Source organism: Monoglobus pectinilyticus (assembly GCF_002874775.1).
Lineage (GTDB): Bacteria > Bacillota > Clostridia > Monoglobales > Monoglobaceae > Monoglobus > Monoglobus pectinilyticus.
Map to the genome: position 1 here is coordinate 1127598 of NZ_CP020991.1, position 18859 is coordinate 1146456.

At 37.1% G+C, this 18859-nt stretch carries 19 protein-coding genes and 1 tRNA gene; 6 read left to right on the forward strand and 14 right to left on the reverse strand.

All coding sequences use genetic code 11. The features are described 5' to 3' along the window. Nucleotides 1–60 precede the first annotated feature (60 nt). The 3 genes from pdxR (at nt 61) to B9O19_RS05040 (ending at nt 1989) form a co-directional block, all read left to right on the forward strand. Nucleotides 61–1443, forward strand: a complete 1383-nt coding sequence (pdxR, locus tag B9O19_RS05030; protein ID WP_102365387.1) for a MocR-like pyridoxine biosynthesis transcription factor PdxR — start codon at nt 61–63, stop codon at nt 1441–1443. A gap of 105 nt (nt 1444–1548) precedes the next feature. Beyond that, nucleotides 1549–1761 carry a hypothetical protein gene (locus B9O19_RS05035; RefSeq protein ID WP_102365388.1) on the forward strand — a complete coding sequence of 71 codons (213 nt, stop codon included), beginning with the start codon at nt 1549–1551 and terminating at the stop codon, nt 1759–1761. Between the two features lie 151 nt (nt 1762–1912). Further along, nucleotides 1913–1989, forward strand: a tRNA-Pro gene (locus B9O19_RS05040). Nucleotides 1990–2358: 369 nt separating this feature from the next. On the opposite strand, the gene B9O19_RS05045 is transcribed toward B9O19_RS05040, so the two are convergent. The 11 genes from B9O19_RS05045 to B9O19_RS05095 all read right to left on the reverse strand — a co-directional run bounded on the left by B9O19_RS05045 (nt 2359) and on the right by B9O19_RS05095 (nt 11991). Beyond that, a complete protein-coding gene (locus B9O19_RS05045; protein WP_102365389.1) occupies nt 2359–2766 on the reverse strand; it encodes a YxeA family protein in 408 nt (135 codons plus the stop codon). 13 nt (nt 2767–2779) lie between these two features. Further along, nucleotides 2780–3532 (reverse strand): hypothetical protein, encoded by a 753-nt coding sequence (locus B9O19_RS05050; RefSeq protein WP_102365390.1) that lies wholly within the window; start codon nt 3530–3532, stop codon nt 2780–2782. Continuing rightward, nucleotides 3525–4328 carry an ABC transporter ATP-binding protein gene (locus B9O19_RS05055; RefSeq protein WP_102365391.1) on the reverse strand — a complete coding sequence of 268 codons (804 nt, stop codon included), beginning with the start codon at nt 4326–4328 and terminating at the stop codon, nt 3525–3527. Before B9O19_RS05055 ends, B9O19_RS05050 begins: the two co-directional genes overlap by 8 nt. 38 nt (nt 4329–4366) lie before the next feature. After that, on the reverse strand, nt 4367–4762 hold the full coding sequence (locus B9O19_RS05060) for a helix-turn-helix domain-containing protein (protein WP_102365392.1): 396 nt from the start codon (nt 4760–4762) through the stop codon (nt 4367–4369). A gap of 687 nt (nt 4763–5449) precedes the next feature. Then, nucleotides 5450–7138 (reverse strand): sensor histidine kinase, encoded by a 1689-nt coding sequence (locus tag B9O19_RS05065; RefSeq protein ID WP_102365393.1) that lies wholly within the window; start codon nt 7136–7138, stop codon nt 5450–5452. Nucleotides 7139–7199: 61 nt separating this feature from the next. After that, entirely contained in the window at nt 7200–7880 is a 681-nt protein-coding gene (locus tag B9O19_RS05070; RefSeq protein ID WP_102365394.1) for a response regulator transcription factor, read from the reverse strand. Between the two features lie 12 nt (nt 7881–7892). Beyond that, the gene (gene phoU, locus B9O19_RS05075; protein ID WP_102366613.1) at nt 7893–8534 is read right to left on the reverse strand and encodes a phosphate signaling complex protein PhoU; all 642 of its coding nucleotides are present in this window, start codon (nt 8532–8534) and stop codon (nt 7893–7895) included. A 4-nt stretch (nt 8535–8538) separates the two neighbouring features. Beyond that, complete coding sequence (gene pstB / locus B9O19_RS05080; protein ID WP_102365395.1) at nt 8539–9288, reverse strand: phosphate ABC transporter ATP-binding protein PstB; 750 nt, start codon at nt 9286–9288, stop codon at nt 8539–8541. 55 nt (nt 9289–9343) lie between these two features. Continuing rightward, on the reverse strand, nt 9344–10168 hold the full coding sequence (gene pstA, locus B9O19_RS05085; RefSeq protein ID WP_102366614.1) for a phosphate ABC transporter permease PstA: 825 nt from the start codon (nt 10166–10168) through the stop codon (nt 9344–9346). Nucleotides 10169–10233: 65 nt separating this feature from the next. Beyond that, nucleotides 10234–11088 (reverse strand): phosphate ABC transporter permease subunit PstC, encoded by an 855-nt coding sequence (pstC, locus tag B9O19_RS05090; RefSeq protein ID WP_102365396.1) that lies wholly within the window; start codon nt 11086–11088, stop codon nt 10234–10236. Nucleotides 11089–11115: 27 nt separating this feature from the next. Then, nucleotides 11116–11991, reverse strand: a complete 876-nt coding sequence (locus B9O19_RS05095) for a substrate-binding domain-containing protein (RefSeq protein WP_102366615.1) — start codon at nt 11989–11991, stop codon at nt 11116–11118. Between the two features lie 364 nt (nt 11992–12355). Here B9O19_RS05095 and mreB point away from each other — a divergent pair, with 364 nt between their 5' ends. Further along, complete coding sequence (gene mreB / locus B9O19_RS05100; protein ID WP_102365397.1) at nt 12356–13360, forward strand: rod shape-determining protein; 1005 nt, start codon at nt 12356–12358, stop codon at nt 13358–13360. A 181-nt stretch (nt 13361–13541) separates the two neighbouring features. Here mreB and B9O19_RS05105 read toward each other — a convergent pair whose 3' ends face one another. After that, entirely contained in the window at nt 13542–13820 is a 279-nt protein-coding gene (locus tag B9O19_RS05105; protein WP_102365398.1) for an HU family DNA-binding protein, read from the reverse strand. 650 nt (nt 13821–14470) lie between these two features. On the opposite strand from B9O19_RS05105, the gene B9O19_RS05110 reads away from it, so the two are divergent. Beyond that, nucleotides 14471–15973, forward strand: a complete 1503-nt coding sequence (locus tag B9O19_RS05110) for an IMP dehydrogenase (protein ID WP_102365399.1) — start codon at nt 14471–14473, stop codon at nt 15971–15973. A gap of 798 nt (nt 15974–16771) precedes the next feature. Here B9O19_RS05110 and B9O19_RS05115 read toward each other — a convergent pair. Together B9O19_RS05115 and B9O19_RS05120 are read right to left on the reverse strand one after the other, a co-directional pair. Next, nucleotides 16772–17080: a helix-turn-helix transcriptional regulator gene (locus tag B9O19_RS05115; protein WP_102365400.1), complete on the reverse strand. Its 309-nt coding sequence runs from the start codon at nt 17078–17080 to the stop codon at nt 16772–16774. Between the two features lie 38 nt (nt 17081–17118). After that, on the reverse strand, nt 17119–17436 hold the full coding sequence (locus B9O19_RS05120; RefSeq protein ID WP_158648920.1) for a helix-turn-helix domain-containing protein: 318 nt from the start codon (nt 17434–17436) through the stop codon (nt 17119–17121). Nucleotides 17437–17612: 176 nt separating this feature from the next. Between B9O19_RS05120 and B9O19_RS05125 the strand changes: the two genes are divergently transcribed. Further along, complete coding sequence (locus tag B9O19_RS05125; RefSeq protein WP_102365402.1) at nt 17613–18056, forward strand: SLOG family protein; 444 nt, start codon at nt 17613–17615, stop codon at nt 18054–18056. Nucleotides 18057–18859: the final 803 nt, after the last annotated feature.

The following is an 18859-nucleotide window of genomic DNA, read 5'->3' on the forward strand; positions in this document are numbered from 1 at the left end:
TATTTTTGTAAAAAAACTTAAATAAAAAAGCAGGATAAATCATTGTTTTGGAGGCAAATTATGGATAACCTTGAGTTCTACCCTGACCCAAATTCAAAACTTCCTCTTTATAAGCAGCTCTATAACCATATAAAAGACGGTATTATCTCCGGGAAAATTACCGGCGGAGAACGGCTTCCGTCACGCCGTAAATTAGCTCAGAAGCTTAACATAAGCACAAATACCGTGCTCGGCGCATATCAGCTTCTCGAAAGTGAAGGTTATATTGTCCCCAAGGCCTCAAGCGGATTTTATGTTAATCCTGACTATAATCTTTTTCAAGACTCCGTTCATCTCGATTGGGAGACGCAGAGCGATGCAAAATATATATTCAGCCAAAACGGTCTTGAACTCTCCAAAATTCCGAAAAAATCTCTCGCCAGGATTTACCGCAACGCCATATACGACCAGCCGGACTTATTTTCTCACGGAGAAAAGCCCGGAGACCCATGTTTAAGACAAGCGGTTGCAAAGTATTTGTATGCGGTCAGAGGTATAAAATGCGACGAAAATCAAATTATTATAGGCGCGGGAATTGATTACATTCTTACATGTCTTTGCCGCGTTCTCGGAAAAGATACAATTTGGGGATTGGAAAATCCGTGCTACCGCCGCTCTTTCAGCAGCATTCAAGACAGCGTTTCAGAAACAAGATTATTAAATATAGGTTTTGATGGATTCGATGTAAAAAATTTATTAAACAGTGATATTGACGTGCTGTATTTTATGCCTAATCATCAGTTTCCGGTCGGCCAGATTATCAGTGAGGATAGACGCCGTGAAATTCTTGACTGGGCAAAGATGGGCAACCATTATATAGTTGAAGACGATTATGACGGAAGCTTTATATACCAAAAAAACGCGCCTAGATCTTTATTCACTATGGATGATTCCGAGAGAGTAATTCTCATGGGTGATTTTTCCCGCAGCCTCGCCCCTGGAATAAAAATTGCCTATTTAGTTATGCCAAAACCGCTGATAGAAAAATGGAGCCTTAAACTTCCGTTTTATAATTGCCTTGCCTCACGGGCAGAACAATTTGCTGTAGCGGAGCTTATTAAAGACGGACACGCTATCAAATATGTTAATTCCTTAAGAAAGATATACAAAGAAAAACAAGATATTTTGATATCCGCCCTAAACAATCTTCCATTCGCAAACCGGTTAACAATACATGGAGACAACGGCGGAACGCACCTTTTAGTAACTTTTAAAACTGAAAAAACAGAACAGGAACTCAAAAAATCAGCATATAAGGCCGGAGTAAAAATAATGCCGCTTTCAGCCTTCCTTTTTAAACAGTCTGACAAACTCCCGGATAAAACATTCATATTCGGTTATGGAGGACTTACAAACAACGAGATAGAAGAAGGAATTGCCGCTCTTTCACATTTGCTTGATTAGAATATATATTATCAACAGTAAATAGATAAAATTAGTTTGGAAAATATTTCTTATCACAAGTGTATAACAAATATTATATTGTCAATAATAAGTATAGGTGATAATATGAATAACAATGAGGAAGGAGCAAAAAAAATGCTGGATTATAACAATATTCCTGTTGGTCTGAGCATGGCGCTTGCACAGAACACCGGAGCTCTTGAGCATTTTGCAAAAATGACTGACGCGGAAAGACACAGCGTAATAAACAAAGCCCGCTGTGTTCAGACAAAACATGAAATGCAGGATTTGGTTGCCGGGCTGAGCGACAATTTTTAAGCTAACTTATATTCGAAAATATCCGAACATCATCACAGCGTGTTCGGATATTTTTATGATAAAAACACAAAAAATTTCCTGAAAAAGTATTGATTTTAATTTCAATATATGCTATAATTCATTATTGTTGCAGATACATATAACAAGATAACGGGGTGTGGCTCAGTTTGGTAGAGTACCTGAATGGGGTTCAGGTGGCCGCTGGTTCGAATCCAGTCACTCCGACCATACCGAGTGTTCTTACAGGACTTGAAAAGTTCTGTAAGAACACTCGGTTTTTAATTTTTTGAATCACCAGTCTAATGAATATGCTTCACAACTACTGTCTGCAAATGGCGAGTTCCATTCACTTTAGCTGACATTCCTGCTGTGATAACTTTATGGAATTGTCCTATAACAATTTCTGCAAACCCATATTATACTGCCAAATCCATTATACACCTGATTTTATCAAATACCACTCTTTTCAAAAAATCAACCCTATAGTATTAATATTCACCTTTATTATAGCCTTTAATTTTTTGTGAAACATAATTGAAAGACTAATCGTTCTTGTAATATTTTTTTGTTCATGTTTCAATAATATTATTATAAATCTTATTGATTTCTTTGTTCCTTAACTCCTAAAGAAATTATTTTGTTTAAAGCTTCTTTTGGTATGTCGCTTTCAATGATAATTTCTACTCCTACAACTAAAGTTTTGCTTGTATTTACCTTAATGTAAGTTCCCGGCTCATAATAATCTTCGGCATTTCCTTTTTTCTTAAACGATAGTTCTTTCCTTTCTCCATTCTGGTTATACCCAATAAGATTATATTCTTTTCCCTTTTCCTGATTTACTCCGTCCTTATTGACAAGCCATGAATCTTCATTTACTTCATCTAACGGAATCTGTGTATAAAAACTATCCGATGCTACATAACGGTCATTATAATAGCCTTTAACCATAAACGCCCCGCACATAACTATAACAATAGTAACTATGATAGTTATTATTTTTTTCATTTCAGCTTTCCTCCTAAAATTTCAATTCTTTTTTCTCAAAACTGAATACCGATATTACGACAGGTAACACCACATAGACACTCAATGCTGCACACATCGTCGATGTGTCCCATGTTCCATTCTGCAAAAAGGCGCTGCGAATGCTATATAGCTGAGATGTATAAAAATACTTTGTCATATCTCCAATCATATTTACAAATAATTCTTGTCCTAAAATCATAGTGGCAAGAAGCATTACAGTTCTTGATGAAAGCAGAACGTATACTATTGTGCCGTTCACTGCATTTTGTGTATAAAAAACCGGTATCGCTGAAATACATATATATCCCACAGCTCGTAATGCTTCAACTATCACGCTAAGAATAAGCTCTATGACCTGCGTCTGATTCAAAGCAAGTCCCAATACCACAGGAGCTAATAATGTTAAAATACCAATACAGAAGATAGACGCAAAAATCAACAAAATACTTTCAATGACCTTTGACAGAACAACTTTATGTCGTTGAAGTCCATATCCAATCGCCACCTGAATGGATTTACTTTTGAAATCATCATAAAACACAGAAAGAAATACAGTCAAACCAACAAAGAGAGGAAAAAAACCTAAAAATATTGTCGTTTTTGCAACATAAGCATCCGCCGTATATGTAGGATTAAAATATATAAACATCATTATACAAAACAACCCAATATATATTCCGATTGTCCTAAGAAACGATTTTTTATGACAAATACGTTTAATATCCGCTAAAACATAATTACTCACATCTTTTTCCTCCTACCAAATCAAAATAATAATCTTCCAAAGATTTATAAGCCGAGGATTCCTGCAAAACAGGAATGTTGTTTTGTTTTAAAACAGAACGTGCCTTTTCCAAATCTCCTACATAAATTTGAACCGCGCTTCTTTTTACTTTCAAATCATCATGTGTAATTTCCTTTAACACAGTTCCCTGATGAACAAACCCAAATTTATTTGCGGTGTGTTCCAATTCACCGAGAATGTGAGAAGAAACAATAATCGTCATATTTTGCTTCCTATTCAAGCTTACAATAAGAGTCCTTATATCAGCAATACCTTGAGGGTCAAGACCATTAATAGGTTCATCTAACAGCAGAATTTCAGGGCTTCCGAGCAAAGCATTTGCAATTCCCAGTCTTTGCTTCATTCCCATAGAAAAAGAACCGTATTTAGACGTTACGCCTTCCAATCCCACAAGATTTAAAACACGTTTTACTTCTTCTTTGTCTTTAATATCTTTCAACTGCCTGTAATAGTGCAAATTTTCTTCTGCTGTCAGGTAATCATAGAAATTATTTCCTATAAAAAAACCTATTTTTTTACGTTTCTGCGGCAATTCTGTTTTTTTCTTACTGCCGGCAATACACAGCGTTCCGCTTTCAAATTCAGTTAATCCTAAAATAATTTTAAAAATCGTTGTCTTCCCGGCACCATTTTTCCCAATCAAGCCATAAATCTCCCCTTTTGCTACATGAAGATTGACATCCTTCAAAACTTTAAGATTATCATAATTCTTATATATTTTTGATAATGTAATCATCTTTACCTTTCTCCTGTTTATACATTTTTATATTGTTCTTACTTTTTTTCTTTGGAATTTTTTTGGCAACCAGCATTTGTACTTCTTAATAGTTCCTCAGAAGATACGCCATATAATTCTGCAATAGCAATCAAGTTTGAGGTGCTTGGATCAGATGTTCCATTTTCCCATTTAGAAACTGCCTGTCTGCTAACTCCTAATGTTTCTGATACAAATTCCTGCGTCATTTTACAGCGAAGTCTGTTTTCCTTTAGCACTTCTCCCAAAGATTTTCGTATTGATTTCTTTTCTTCTCTTATTTCTTTTGTATTGATATATTTTTTCAGTGCTCTGACAACCAACACAAAAAGATAAACGGCTGCTCCCGCAACTGCTATCCAAAAAAAACAATATAGCAGAGCAACTGTTACAGTTAAAAATCTAGTCGTATTCATTTATTCTCCTTTCAATTTGCTTTTTGTGAAAAACATCGTTTCATTTGCTTTTCTGTACATATTCTATCGAAAACTCATGGTTGCTTCCACCAACTATTCCGCAATTTTTAGTTGCATTTGCAGTTTACATGGTGTTTCATGGCTTTTACATAAAGTTATTTAATAATTTCTTTTAATCCATAAATTATTATACTTCAATACAACAATCTATACAAGTGCTCCTTCCAATAAAAACTTTCACACTCGTTTTCTTTTATTAGTTACACATTGAACAAATCTTACCGTTATAATAATTCAGGTGAGACCAAAGCAGTTTTTTGTCGTTAAGCAAATATACATCTTTCTCTGTTTTGGATTCAGGAGATAGCTGTTTTGCATTTTTAATATTTATTTTAAATACATTTCCTTTCGTAATATAACTTGAATCCTTAATAAAATATACAATGGCAAATAGAGCAAAAACTGCGTTTCAGAGCGCAAAAATGCTCCGACTTTCTTACGTCAGAGCATTATAAAAATATTTAATTTTGAGGTTAATACTGACTACTGATAATCAAAAATCTTTATTTTACTGAGTTTTTAAATAAGTTCTATAAGAACACCAGTTCACCAAAATAGAGGTTCCTTTTTGAAACCACCTTCTTTTGCTGTTAGTTTAATACAGCAAAAATTTTTTTGAAGATATAATTAAAATGTTACCGTTATTTTCGTGCCTTTTGAAACCTCACTGTTCATAGTTATTTTTCCATTATGAATTAAAACAGTATGTTTTACTATTGACAGTCCCAGACCCGTACCTCCGGTCTCTTTTGAATGACTTTTATCTACTCTGTAAAACCTCTCAAACACTCTGTCCTGTTCTTCTTTTGGTATGCCTATACCGTTATCCTCCACTGATATAAATTTTTTATCTCCTGATTTACCTACTGTTATCTTTACTTTTCCGCCCTCCTTATTATATCTGATAGAGTTATCGCAAAGATTAAATATCATCTCATGAATCAGGCGCTCGTTTCCTTCAATACTTTGGCTGCTCCCCTCAAGCTCAAGAGTAATCTTACTCTGTTTTGCCTTCATCTCCAGCTCGTTTAATACGTCCCCGGAAACTTTGTATAAATCCACATCACTCATCTCAATGCCATTACCCTCGTCAAGGCTTGACAATCGTATAATATCATCTATTAAAGCTAACAAACGTTTTGCTTCAGAATTTATCTGACCTAAAAATCTCGGCATATCCTCAGGTTTGGCTATTCCGGCTTTCATAATTTCACTGCATCCCATTATAGAAGTCAGAGGGGTCTTAAGCTCATGTGAAACATTAGCTGAAAATTCTCTTCGCATTTGTTCTGACGCTTCTCTCTCAGTCACGTCATGTATAAACATTAAAACAGCATATATTTTATCATTTCCATTCCCCGCAGAAAAATCTTTTGCAACAGATGATACTGATATTCTGTATATACGTTCTCCGCGTTCCAGCGTAATATCCCCTGATATTCCATGAAACGCCTTTTCTACGGCCTCCATATACTTTTTATCACGGCATATGCTTAGGTAATTTATCTTTCCGTTATTACTGCTGACATTATCAAAATCAAATATTTTTTTTGCCGCCATATTAGCCGAAATAATATGTCCGCCGCTGCTAATGATTATTAATCCGTCATTCATATGCTGCGTTATAAATTCATTTTCTCTCTGAGTGTCATAAATTGTGCTTATCTGCTCAATCATTTCCTTGTTTTGAGTATCGATTTTTACAAGTAAAGGCGAAAGTTCATCATAAGCCTTTGCCGCGGTGGGATTATCTATATCAAGCTCATTTATAGGGTTTACTATAGTTTTGGTAAGGAATCCGGCGACTGACATAGCTATAGCAAGCAAAATTATAATTGAGAACAATATTCCCGGCATAGCCTTAAAAATTACTCCAAACATACTGGATGTTTCACATGCAACACGAAGTATGTCGCCTGAACTTAGTCTTACGGCGTAGTAATATGTCTTTTTACCGAATGTGTCAGACGTTCTGGTACTCTCGCCGCTCCCTTTTTCAAGCGCGTCCTGTACCTCAGGTCTCCCAATATGGTTTTCCATATCATTAAAGTCGCTGTAGTTGTCATACTTAACCGTTCCGTCAGAACCTATAAGGGTTATACGGTTCTGTCCCCTATTTCCCAGCCGGCTTATGTCCATAGTCACAGGAGAAATATTCTGAATTTCACTTATATATTCAGCTTCGTTTTTTATTTGTGTTTTTGTTTCATTTGATAGATTGTTATATAAAAGTCCGGCGACTATAACTGTTGTGAAAACAACACTTATTAACGTTGTTAATATAATTCCTCCAAAAATTCTGCTGCTCAGTTTCATAATGACGCCCCCTTTCTTTCAAATACAATTTACTGTGCCGCCCAACAGTTAACTCAATATATCATTCCTCCGCCCGGTATCCTACGCCCCGAATAGTCTTTATTATATTTCCTCCGTGACCCAGTTTTTGACGAAGGGTTCTTATATGTACGTCGACAGTTCTGGTCTCGCCGTCAAAATCATATCCCCATATCTGTTCGAGCAGTATATCCCTGGTTATTACCGTTCCTTGATTTTTCATAAGCAGGCGCAATACTTCAAACTCCTTTAACGTCAGTTCGACACTATTTCCGTCGACCTCAACAGAGTGCTTTTTTGTGTTAAGTGTTATGCAGCCGATGTTATATACACAGTCGTCTGAGACAGTTCCCTCATGACCGCATCTTCTTAAAACCGCTTTAATTCTGGAGATTAACTCCATAATTCCAAACGGTTTTGCAACATAATCGTCTGCGCCGCTGTCTAGACCGATAACCTTATCATACTCGGAATCTTTGGCGGTCAGAAGAATAACCGGCAAGTTCCTGGTCTTGGGATTGGCACGCAGCTTTTTAAGTATACTGACTCCGTCTTCACCGGGCAGCATTATATCAAGCAGCACCATATCCGGCAGACTGCTCTCATCCAATCCGTCAAAAAACTGTTTTCCATTTTCAAAGCCTTTAGCCGAAAATCCTGTATTTTCAAGGCTGTATACAACCAATTCCCGAATCCCGCTGTCATCCTCAACACAATAAATCATTTTTTATCCTCACTATTCTCTATGAACTCCGGTGATAGAAAATTCTACCCACTCAGCTATGTTTACCGCGTGGTCCCCAATTCTCTCCAAATACTTTGAAGTCATCATCAAATCAAGTGCAGCCGAAGCATTCTGGGGATTTTCAGTTATATATTTTATTAAATCATTATTTACTTCTATAAATAAATCATCCACTTCATCATCTCTGTTTATTACATCCTGGGCTAACTCCAGATTGCTTCCGACAAATGCGTCAACGCTCTCAGTTACCATTTTGGAAACCGCTTTAGTCATTTTTTTAATATGCGCGCTGTTATATCCGTCCATTAACTCAGTGTGGATTACTATCTCGGCTATATCTGCCGCCTGGTCTCCGATACGTTCCATATCCGTAATCATTTTCAAGGCCGCGGAAATCAATCTCAGGTCACTTGCCACAGGCTGCTGCTGAAGCAGGAGCTTCAAACACAAACCTTCAATGGCCTTTTCTATCTGATTAATCTCTTCCTCGATAGACAGAGTTTCATCAGCTGTTTCCTTATCATGATTTAGCAAAGCCCGTATCGCACAGTCAATCGCATTTTCACACAGAGCACCCATCTCAATCAGCTCTCTGTTTAGTTTGTCAAGCTGTCTGTCAAATTTGCTTCTCATAGTATCAACCAAACCTTCCCGTAATATAGTCTTCTGTTCTCTTATCCTTAGGAATTGAGAATATCTGTTCAGTATCTCCGAACTCAACCACTTCACCCAAAAGAAAAAATGCGGTCTTATCTGATATACGCGTTGCCTGCTGCATACTATGGGTCACTATGACGATAGTATAACGCTTTTTTAATTCAAGCGCAAGGTCTTCTATTTTTGAAGTTGAAATCGGGTCGAGAGCCGACGTGGGCTCGTCCATAAGCAACACCTCCGGTTCAACAGCCAGCGCCCTCGCTATACACAATCTCTGCTGCTGTCCTCCTGACAGACCAAGCGCGCTTTTCTTTAATCTATCTTTTACTTCATTCCATATAGCGGCGCGCTCAAGCGACTTTTGGACTATCTCGTCAAGCTTAGCCTTTGATTTTATCCCATGCGTTCTAGGACCATACGCTATATTGTCATAAATACTCATCGGAAAGGGATTAGGCTTTTGAAAAACCATTCCCACCCGTTTGCGGAGCAAATTAGTATCCATGTCCTTATATATATTTATACCGTCAAGTTTTACCTCTCCGTCTATTCTGCAGCCCTCAACCAAATCATTCATTCTATTAAGGGTTTTAAGCAATGTTGATTTGCCGCAGCCTGAAGGACCGATAAATGCGGTTATTTCATTTTTAGGTATTTCCATGTTTACACTTTTTAAAGCATGAAAATCCCCGTAATGAAGATTTAAATCTTTAATGGATATCACACTCATAATTTTTTATCCTTATACTTAAATTTGGATTTTGCTGGAATCCATAAACCCAATATTATTTGCTGGAAATTTTCTTAGCCAATGCCGATGAAGCCGCGTTCAGTATCACTACTATAATAAGCAGCACAACGGCTGTAGCGTAGGATTGATTAGTGTTCAGCCCCTCGCTCCACAGAGCGTACATATGTACAGCGAGGGTTCTTCCTGAACCGAATAAACCGCTCGGAATCTGAGCTACTGTTCCTGCTGTATAAATTAAAGCCGCAGTCTCTCCCACAATTCTGCCGACAGATAAAACAACTCCGGCCAAAATCCCCGGCACCGCTGACGGCAGAACTATTTTAAACACTGTTCTAAGCTTCCCGGCGCCTAAACCAAAACTGCCTTCACGAAAAGTATCCGGAACAGCTTTAAGAGCTTCCTCAGTGGTTCTCATTATGACGGGCAGTATCATAATAACCAAAGTAAACGCTCCCGCAAGCAGGGAATATCCCCATGAAAATGCTGTGACAAACAAAAGGAATCCGAACAATCCATAAACTATGGACGGTATTCCTGAAAGCGTCTCCGCAGTCAGTCTGATAAGACCAACTATTTTGTTTCCTCTCTTTGCATACTCAACAAGATATATAGCAGAAAACACTCCCAAAGGCACCGCTATAACCAATGACAGAGCCGTCATAACAACTGTGTTTATCAAGGCCGGAAAAAGCGAGACATTTTCAGAGTTATATTCAAAACTGAAAAGGTCTAGCGACAAGTTTGGAATTCCCTTTATCAATATATAAGCAATAAGACAAATAAGAACGCCGAATGTTATAAACGCCGCTGTATATACAAGAGTTCTTAAAATCACTGACTGTAGCTTTGATTTATTCATTCCGCTGCGCCTCCCGGCAAATCTTTGTTCCGCCGCTGCCTCGCCTGACGGTCTCAAAATTATTCTCATTTATTTTCCGACCTCCTTTTCAAAACTGAAAAAGAGACGTTTATAATTAGGATAAACACAAACAGCACCACCGCGGTAGCTATAAGGGCCTCTCTGTGCAAATCTGCAGCATATCCCATTTCTAAAACAATGTTTGCAGTCATGGTTCTTACGCCGCTGAACAATCCTCTCGGCAAAGCCGCTTGGTTTCCCGCAACCATAATAACCGCCATAGTCTCTCCGATAGCGCGCCCGACGCCAAGTATCACGCCGGCCATAACTCCCGAAGCAGCAGCCGGCAGAACTACCCTGAATACGCTTCTCTCGTGACTTGCCCCAAGCGCCAGCGAACCTTCATAATAACTTTCAGGCACCGCTCTTATTGCAGACTCGCTGACGGATATTATAGTCGGCAGTATCATTATTCCCAACACAATTGACGCGGCTAACATACTCGTTCCGCTCCCGCCGAACAAATCACGAATCAGCGGAACTATTACCATAAGCCCAAAAAATCCGTACACAACCGATGGGATTCCCGCAAGCAAATCAACAGCCGGTTTAAGTATTTTATACAGCCATTTCGGACAAAACCTCGTCATGAAAACGGCCACAAGAATGCCTATTGGAACGCCTATTACAATAGCTCCGGCAGTAACATATATACTTCCCAATATCATCGGCAGTATTCCGTATATATTATTATTCGGCTTCCACTGTCTTCCCATCAGAAAGTCAAACAGACCGATTTCTTTCATAGCCGGTATGCCGTTCGCAAATAAAAAAACGCAAATCAGAAGAACCGCCAATATTGATACGCACGCACAGAATAAAAACACACCGTGCATAAATTTTTCTTTAAATTTCGTCATAATAAATACCCCATTATATGATTGGTATTAATGAATATCATCCCAACCGGTTGTCTCTCCGGTATAAATCTGTTTAACCTGCTCCGATGTAATATTATTTAAAGGATTTTCATTGTTAACTATAACCGCTATACCGTCCAGGGCTATTACCGTAGCACTTGCGCCCTTTTCCTTTTCGCTGTCCTTCAGCTCACGGCTTGCCATTCCAATGTCACATACTCCTGACAAAGCGTTGGTCACTCCTGTTGTTGAGTCACTCTGCTGTATTTCAATTTCAGCGTTTGGATTTAAATCGGAATATGCTTCCTTCAACTTTTCCATAACCGGCGTAACTGAAGATGATCCCGATACGACAATTTTGCCTGACGGTTTTGTACCCGCATAATTTCCGGTGTTCGCTTCCGAAATATAATGATTGTCTTCAACCACTTTTTGTCCTTCTTGGCTCTGGATAAACTTTATAAAGTCTCCTGTCACTTCCGAAACGTTATCTTTTGTCACTATATTAAATGGACGTGAAACCTTATACGTGCCGTTCTTTATATTTTCAGCCGTCGCTTCAGCGCCGTCCACGTTCAGCGCTTTAACGCTGTCATTAAGCGAACCCAGCGAAATATAACCTATTGCTCTCACATTGCCTGATACACTTGTCATCATTACAGAGGTGCTGTTTGTTATATCCGCTGTATCCACAGTCATGTCCATCTTTTCACCGTTAGTTATCTCCTCTATTCCAAAAAGTTCAATAAACGCTCCTCTTGTTCCCGAACCGTCTTCTCTTGAAATAACCGTAATATTTCCGCCTTTGCCGGCGGTATCAGAACCGCATGAAGTTAAAGCCATACATCCCAACACTAAAACCGATACAGCCGCCGCTAAGATAAACCCTCTTTTAATTTTCATCTTTTTCTCTCCTTTTAATTGTTTTAAATCAACCGATTTGATAATACCGCTGATTCCGTTAGCAAATTCTGCATTTCTTAACATATTTATATTATTACCCTAATGTTAAATCCAAAATCATGCTAATGTTAAATTTAGGTTAACTATTTTTATTGTTGTCCCTTAATTTAAAAATATTATAAGGTTTTAATACTCCAATCTAACTCTTTCAGCAGTATTTTACACAGTTGGTTTGTATAATTAAGTCGCTTTTTGTAAAAAGGTTTAAGGCAAATTTTATTGACAATAGGAATATTTTAAGCTACAATAATCATTGTGTTGCAATATAGTAACATATCTGTAATATTTTGGAAGGAGAATCCTCATTATGTTTGGGCAGGATATTGGAATAGATTTAGGAACGTCTACCGTTCTTGTTTATGTGAAAGGCAGAGGAATAATAGACCGGGAGCCATGCGTTGTGGCGGTGGACTCCGGCACGGACAGAATAATAGCGGTCGGTGCTGAAGCTCAAAAAATGCTGGGCCGCACACCCGGAAACATCATAGCGGTAAAACCTCTTAAAGACGGTGTTATTTCTGACTATTCGACAGCTGAAAGAATGCTCAAGCATTTTGTTCAAAAATCGTCGGGACACAGTTTTATCGGAGCGTTTATAAAACCGAGAATGGTTGTCAGCGTCCCAAGCAATATAACGGAGGTTGAAGAACGCGCCGTTATTGACGCCGGAATTCAGGCAGGCGCCGGAAGGGTCAGCCTGGTTGAGGAGCCTTTGGCGGCAGCTTTGGGAGTTGGGATAAACGTTGAGGAAGCAAAAGGAAACGTTGTCGTGGATATAGGCGGCGGAACCTGCGATATTGCCGTTATATCTCTCGGCGGAATAGTGATAAGCAGTTCTATTAAAACAGCCGGAGACAGTTTTGACGACGCTATCATAAGATATATCAGGAAAAAATATAACGTTCTGATAGGTGAAAGAACTGCGGAACAATTAAAGATAAAAATCGGCTGCGTCTATAAAAGGGACAAGCTTTTAGCAATGGAAGCACGCGGAAGAAGTTTGGTTTCAGGTCTGCCAAAGACAATTCAGGTCTCAAGCGATGAAATTTTAGACGCGCTTAAGGAATCCGCCGGAGCTATAGTTGACGCCATCAGAACGCTTCTTGAAAAAACTCCGCCTGAACTTATCGGTGATATTTGCAGAAACGGTATTGTACTCACAGGCGGATGCTCTAAAATTTACGGTATTACCAACCTTATCTGGCGTGAGCTCAATATGAAGGCCAAAGTCGCAGACGACCCTGAAACCTGCGTTGTAACCGGCCTCGGAAAAGCCATGGATCACCCGGAGCTGTTAAAACGAAAATAAAATCTTACTTAGAAAACTCCTGCACAATTTTATAAACGGCAGGTTACATGTTAAACCTTTGGTAATTATAAAAAATAAAATTTGTTTTAAATCCTAATTATAAAAACAGATCAGCAAAATAAAGTTTAAATTAAAAAAGGAATGCGGCTAAACCGCATTCCTTTTATATATTTTCTTAAAATTACTTGTTGTTAACAAGATCCTTTAAAGCACGGCCAGCCTTAAAAGCCGGAACCTTTGCAGCAGGAATATTCATTTCTTCACCTGTGAGAGGGTTCTTTCCTGTTCTGGCAGCTCTGTCTCTAACTTCAAAGCTTCCAAATCCGATTAACTGAACTTTTTCACCCTTCTTGAGAGTATCCTGAACTGTTTCAATAAAAGCTGCGAGTGCTGCCTCTGAATCCTTCTTTGTCAAACCTGATTTTTCAGCCATAGCTGAAAGTAATTCTTGCTTATTCATTTTTTGTCCTCCTAAAAAAATATATAAAATAATTATTTTTTCAAAGCTTTAAGTAGGGTTAATATCTGCATGTCTGTTTCAGGTTAACGTCTTAGAATGACCGTTTGCCACAACAATATAGTTATAGCCTATAAGCACTGCAAATACTCCCATCCCCTTAATCCACCAATACGTATTTATTTTACTACAAATAACTGCAAATTTCCACACTATTTTTTTGATTTATAAAATATTTGTATAAATAAACAAATTTTTGAGCCTTTTGAGCCCTGAAAACATGAATTTATAGTAACTTTTCACCAAAAAAAGGAAGATATTTTTTTGTTCCAATTCAATTTTGAGTTCAGTCCACGTTTTCACGGCTTGCTTTATATCGTCATTTTGATGAATTTATAAGATTTTTCACTTAAAATCATTTTTAGCAATTCTTTGACAAATATTCAACTCTATGATATAATATCTTATTAAAAAAACGACAATTAATTTTTAATTTATTATCTAACAAAATTGCCGTAATATATGGATAAAATATCAGCTCATATATTGTTATATAAGACGCGTGATATTATACATTTTTTACCGGCAAACTTAAAATCTTAAATTTACTTACCATACTATTCACAATATTAATTTTATAGGAGGATATAAATATGGCTTATTATTACAAAGAACCATCTCACACATTCAGTGAATACTTGCTTGTACCGGGTTACTCTGATTCTAACTGCATTCCCGGCAACGTCTCTTTAAAAACACCGCTCGTTAAATATAAAAAAGGTGAGGAACCCGCATTATCTATGAACACTCCGCTTGTGTCCGCCATAATGCAGTCGGTTTCAGGCGTTGATATGGCTATTGCCCTCGCAAGAGAGGGAGGCGTATCCTTTATTTACGGCTCACAGCCTATAGAAAAGCAGGCTGAAATGATTAGGAAAGTTAAAGCATACAAGGCCGGTTTTGTTGAGTCAGACTCAAATATAAGCCCGGACAAGACCTTAGCCGATATTCTTGCATTAAAGGCTGAAAGAGGCCACTCCACAATAGCTGTCACAGAAGACGGAACACAAAACGGCAAGCTTGTGGGTATAGTAACCAGCCGTGATTACAGGGTCAGCCGTATGTCGCCTGATGAAAAAATCTCAACTTTTATGACCCCGTTTGACAAGCTCATCACAGCTCCTGAGGGCACAACTCTAAAAGAAGCCAACGACATATTATGGGAACATAAGCTCAATTCACTGCCCATTGTTAACGATGACGGAAGACTGGTGGCATTTGTATTCCGAAAGGATTACGAACAGCACAAAGAGAATCCTCTTGAACTGCTTGATTCACATAAGAGATACGTGGTTGGAGCAGGTATAAACACAAGAGATTACGAGGAGCGTGTGCCGGCTCTCGTAGAGGCAGGGGTAGACATTCTCTGCATAGATTCCAGTGAGGGTTATACTGAATGGCAGTCGAGAGTTATAAAATTTATACGTGAAAAATACGGCGACACAGTCAAAGTCGGAGCCGGCAATATAGTAGACAGAGAAGGCTTTAGATTCTTAGCTGAGGCGGGCGCAGACTTTATAAAGATAGGAATAGGCGGCGGAAGTATTTGTATCACCCGTGAAACCAAAGGTATAGGACGGGGACAGGCTACTTCTGTCATAGAGGTAGCAGAGGCAAGAGACGAATATTTCAAAGAAACCGGAGTATATATTCCGATATGTTCTGACGGCGGTATTGTTCTTGACTATCATATAACATTAGCGCTCGCTATGGGATGTGACTTCTGTATGCTAGGCAGATACTTTGCCAGATTTGACGAAAGCCCGACCAATAAAGTTATGGTCAACGGCAGTTACATGAAGGAATACTGGGGTGAGGGAAGCGCAAGAGCGAGAAACTGGCAGAGGTACGACCTCGGCGGCGCGGCAAAGCTCTCATTTGTAGAGGGAGTGGACTGTTATGTTCCATATGCCGGCTCACTGCACGATAATCTAACAACCACCCTGAGCAAGGTTCGCTCTACCATGTGCAACTGCGGAGCGACCAGCATTTCTGAATTCCAGAATAAAGCAAAGCTGACTTTGGTAAGCAGTGTATCGATTATTGAGGGCGGAGCCCATGACGTTGTAGTGAAGGATAATGTAAATCATGAGTAATAAAAATATCCCTGTCTAGTTTAGACAGGGATATTTTTGTGTCCGTGTCCAATTAAGCCTGCGGCTTATTGGCAGAAATCGATTTTGTATATAATTCCATTTAATATATAGTTATTTTGCTTATTAAAAATTATAATTAACTTTGTATATGACCCCATATAATATTTATTATTTTACTTATAATAGGTGTTTGAATCATTTAATTATTACACTAAAAAAGCGGGCTTTTCAGTGAACTTCGGTAGGTGTGACCACACTTTTTTTAAAAGTGTGTGTGATACATACTAACTTGTTTTGCCATTACCTGCAATGTCATTAATATGTATACTCAATGCAGATGAAATCTGCCTCGTTAGGTGAGCTATCATCTGAACACGTAGTGTTCAATATATCAAAAAGATATTTAACAAAATTAACTTTGTATATGACCCCCTATAAAAAATTTATTATTACATAATAATGGTGTTTGAACCATTTCTTTTTCTCACAAGAAAAAGAAACGCTTCACCAAAGAAAAAGTGCCTGCTCGCTTAGGTCGCCTACGGCTCCAAGGGGCGCTCGCCCCCGCTCATTTCATCATGAAGCATGCTTCATGATGAAAAAAGCCCTGTAACTTTCCCGTTGACTTTGTGTACTGCCGTGAAAATAGATATTCCGAGTTCCTATTAATTTAATCCACTATAAAAGTCGGTTTTTCAGTGAACATCGGTAGGCTTGCGATAGCAAGCGCGTTAGGTGAGCTATCATCTGAACACGTAGTGTTCAATATATAAATTTATCTAACAAATTATATTTTAATTATTCTTTCAAACCTTTTGCTAGTGTTAACATACTTTCTATATATTCACTTTTTAAGCTTTTACATTCAGATATTAAATCATGCAAAAGTTTAGGGTATTCAACATCTTCACAAAAAAATTCTTGTGGTGTTATTTGAAAGTATTCGCATATATTTAATAACATACTTAACGATGGTAAGGATTTTCCATTCTCTATTGTATTTATATATCCTTCTGATTGTCCTAATGTTATGCTTAATTCTCGTGCGGAAATATCCTCTTGAGTTCTTAACTTTGCAATTCTTTTACATATAAAATTTTCATCCATATAGATTAACTCCTTATATTAAATTTGTAAAAATATTTCTATTTGTTTATTTTATTTATTAGAACAAGTATACTATCCAATGTTTCTTTATCTAAATCAGAACATCCACTCATTATGTCATGTAAGATTTTGGGATACTCTATATCTTCATTAAAAAACTCATGTGGTGTTATTTGAAAGTATTCACATATATTTAAAAATCCTCTTAATGAAGGAAGAGAGTTACCATTTTCAATTGAATTAATATATCCGCCTGATTGCCCAAGCCTAAATCCTAGTTCTCGTGCAGAAATATTTTCTTGTGTTCTTAACTTTGCAATTCTTTCACGTATAAATTGTGTATATATTTTAATCACCCACTTATGTATATATTATACAATAATAGTATACACATTATATATGATTATAGTTTTAATTTGCATTGATTTATCCGATTAAATATTATATAATTGTAATATGCTACACATTAAGTTCTTTTTATAACTATTATTGTATTTGGGGAAATAAAAAATATTATGGCGGTGTTAAGAGTATGAGTGAAAAATCCTGTTGTTTCTGTGGTCATAGATTTGTTTTTCAAAACATTAATGATAAGGTAAGAGAGATAATTACAGATTTAGTAGAAAATAAAGGGGTAACTGTTTTTTATACCGGTCATATGGGAGATTTTGATGAACTTTGTGAAAGTATAGTAAGAAATTTAAAAAGTTGTCATAGAAATATTAAAATATATTGGGTAATTCCTTATTATATGAAACGAATAAACGCTAATAAGGAACAATACTCCATATTGTTTGACGAAATTATTTCACCCGATTTCGGGGATGTTCATTATAAACAAGCGATAAAAATGCGAAATCAATGGCTTGTCGATAATTCAGATATAATTATTTGTTATGTAAAACAAGATGGAGGCGCATATAAAACAAAAAAATATGCTGAAAAAACAAATATACAAATAATTAACTGCGTTTAATTAATTATTCAAATATATATTCAGCGGATTCATCTAAAAAATTAACTAAATTATAAAATATGAGTCAAGATTGAACAATCTGTTATTTTTGAATCCGCTGAATATATATTTGATATTAACATAAAACATTTAACTTTAATTATTTATGTTTTTTCTAAAACGTATATTGTTAATATTATGTATACTTACTGTGGGACTATATTTATTTGAGTTGTTACTAGTTTAAAACATGCGTAAAAGGAATATATAAAACAGACTTTAAATTTTAAAAAAGGTCAATAAGTTATATATTGAACACTATGTGTTCAGATGATAGTTCACCTAACGAGCTTGCTATCGCAAGCCTACCGATGTTCACTAAAAACCCAATTTTTTGTGTATTATAAAAGCTGAAAACTTAGTTTTTTGATAAGTTAAATTAATAGGAACTCGGAATATCTCTTATCACGGTAGTTCACAAAGTCAACGGGAAAGTTACAGGGCTTTTTTCATCATGAAGCCATGCTTCATGGTGAAATGAGCGGGGGCGAGCGCCCCTTGGAGCCGATAGGCGACCTAAGCGAGCAAGCACTTTTTCTTTGGTGAAGCGTTTCTTTTTCTTGCGAGAAAAAGAAATGGTTCAAACACCTTATTATGTAATAATAAAATTTTTTATATGGGGTCATATACATAGTATATAGATAGTTTTTTTTAGTTAAGTAAAATAATAAAAAAATTATATAATGTCATATGTAAGAAAATTGTATATTGAACACTGCGTGTTCAGATGATAGCTCACCTAACGCGGCGCATAAATGCGCCCT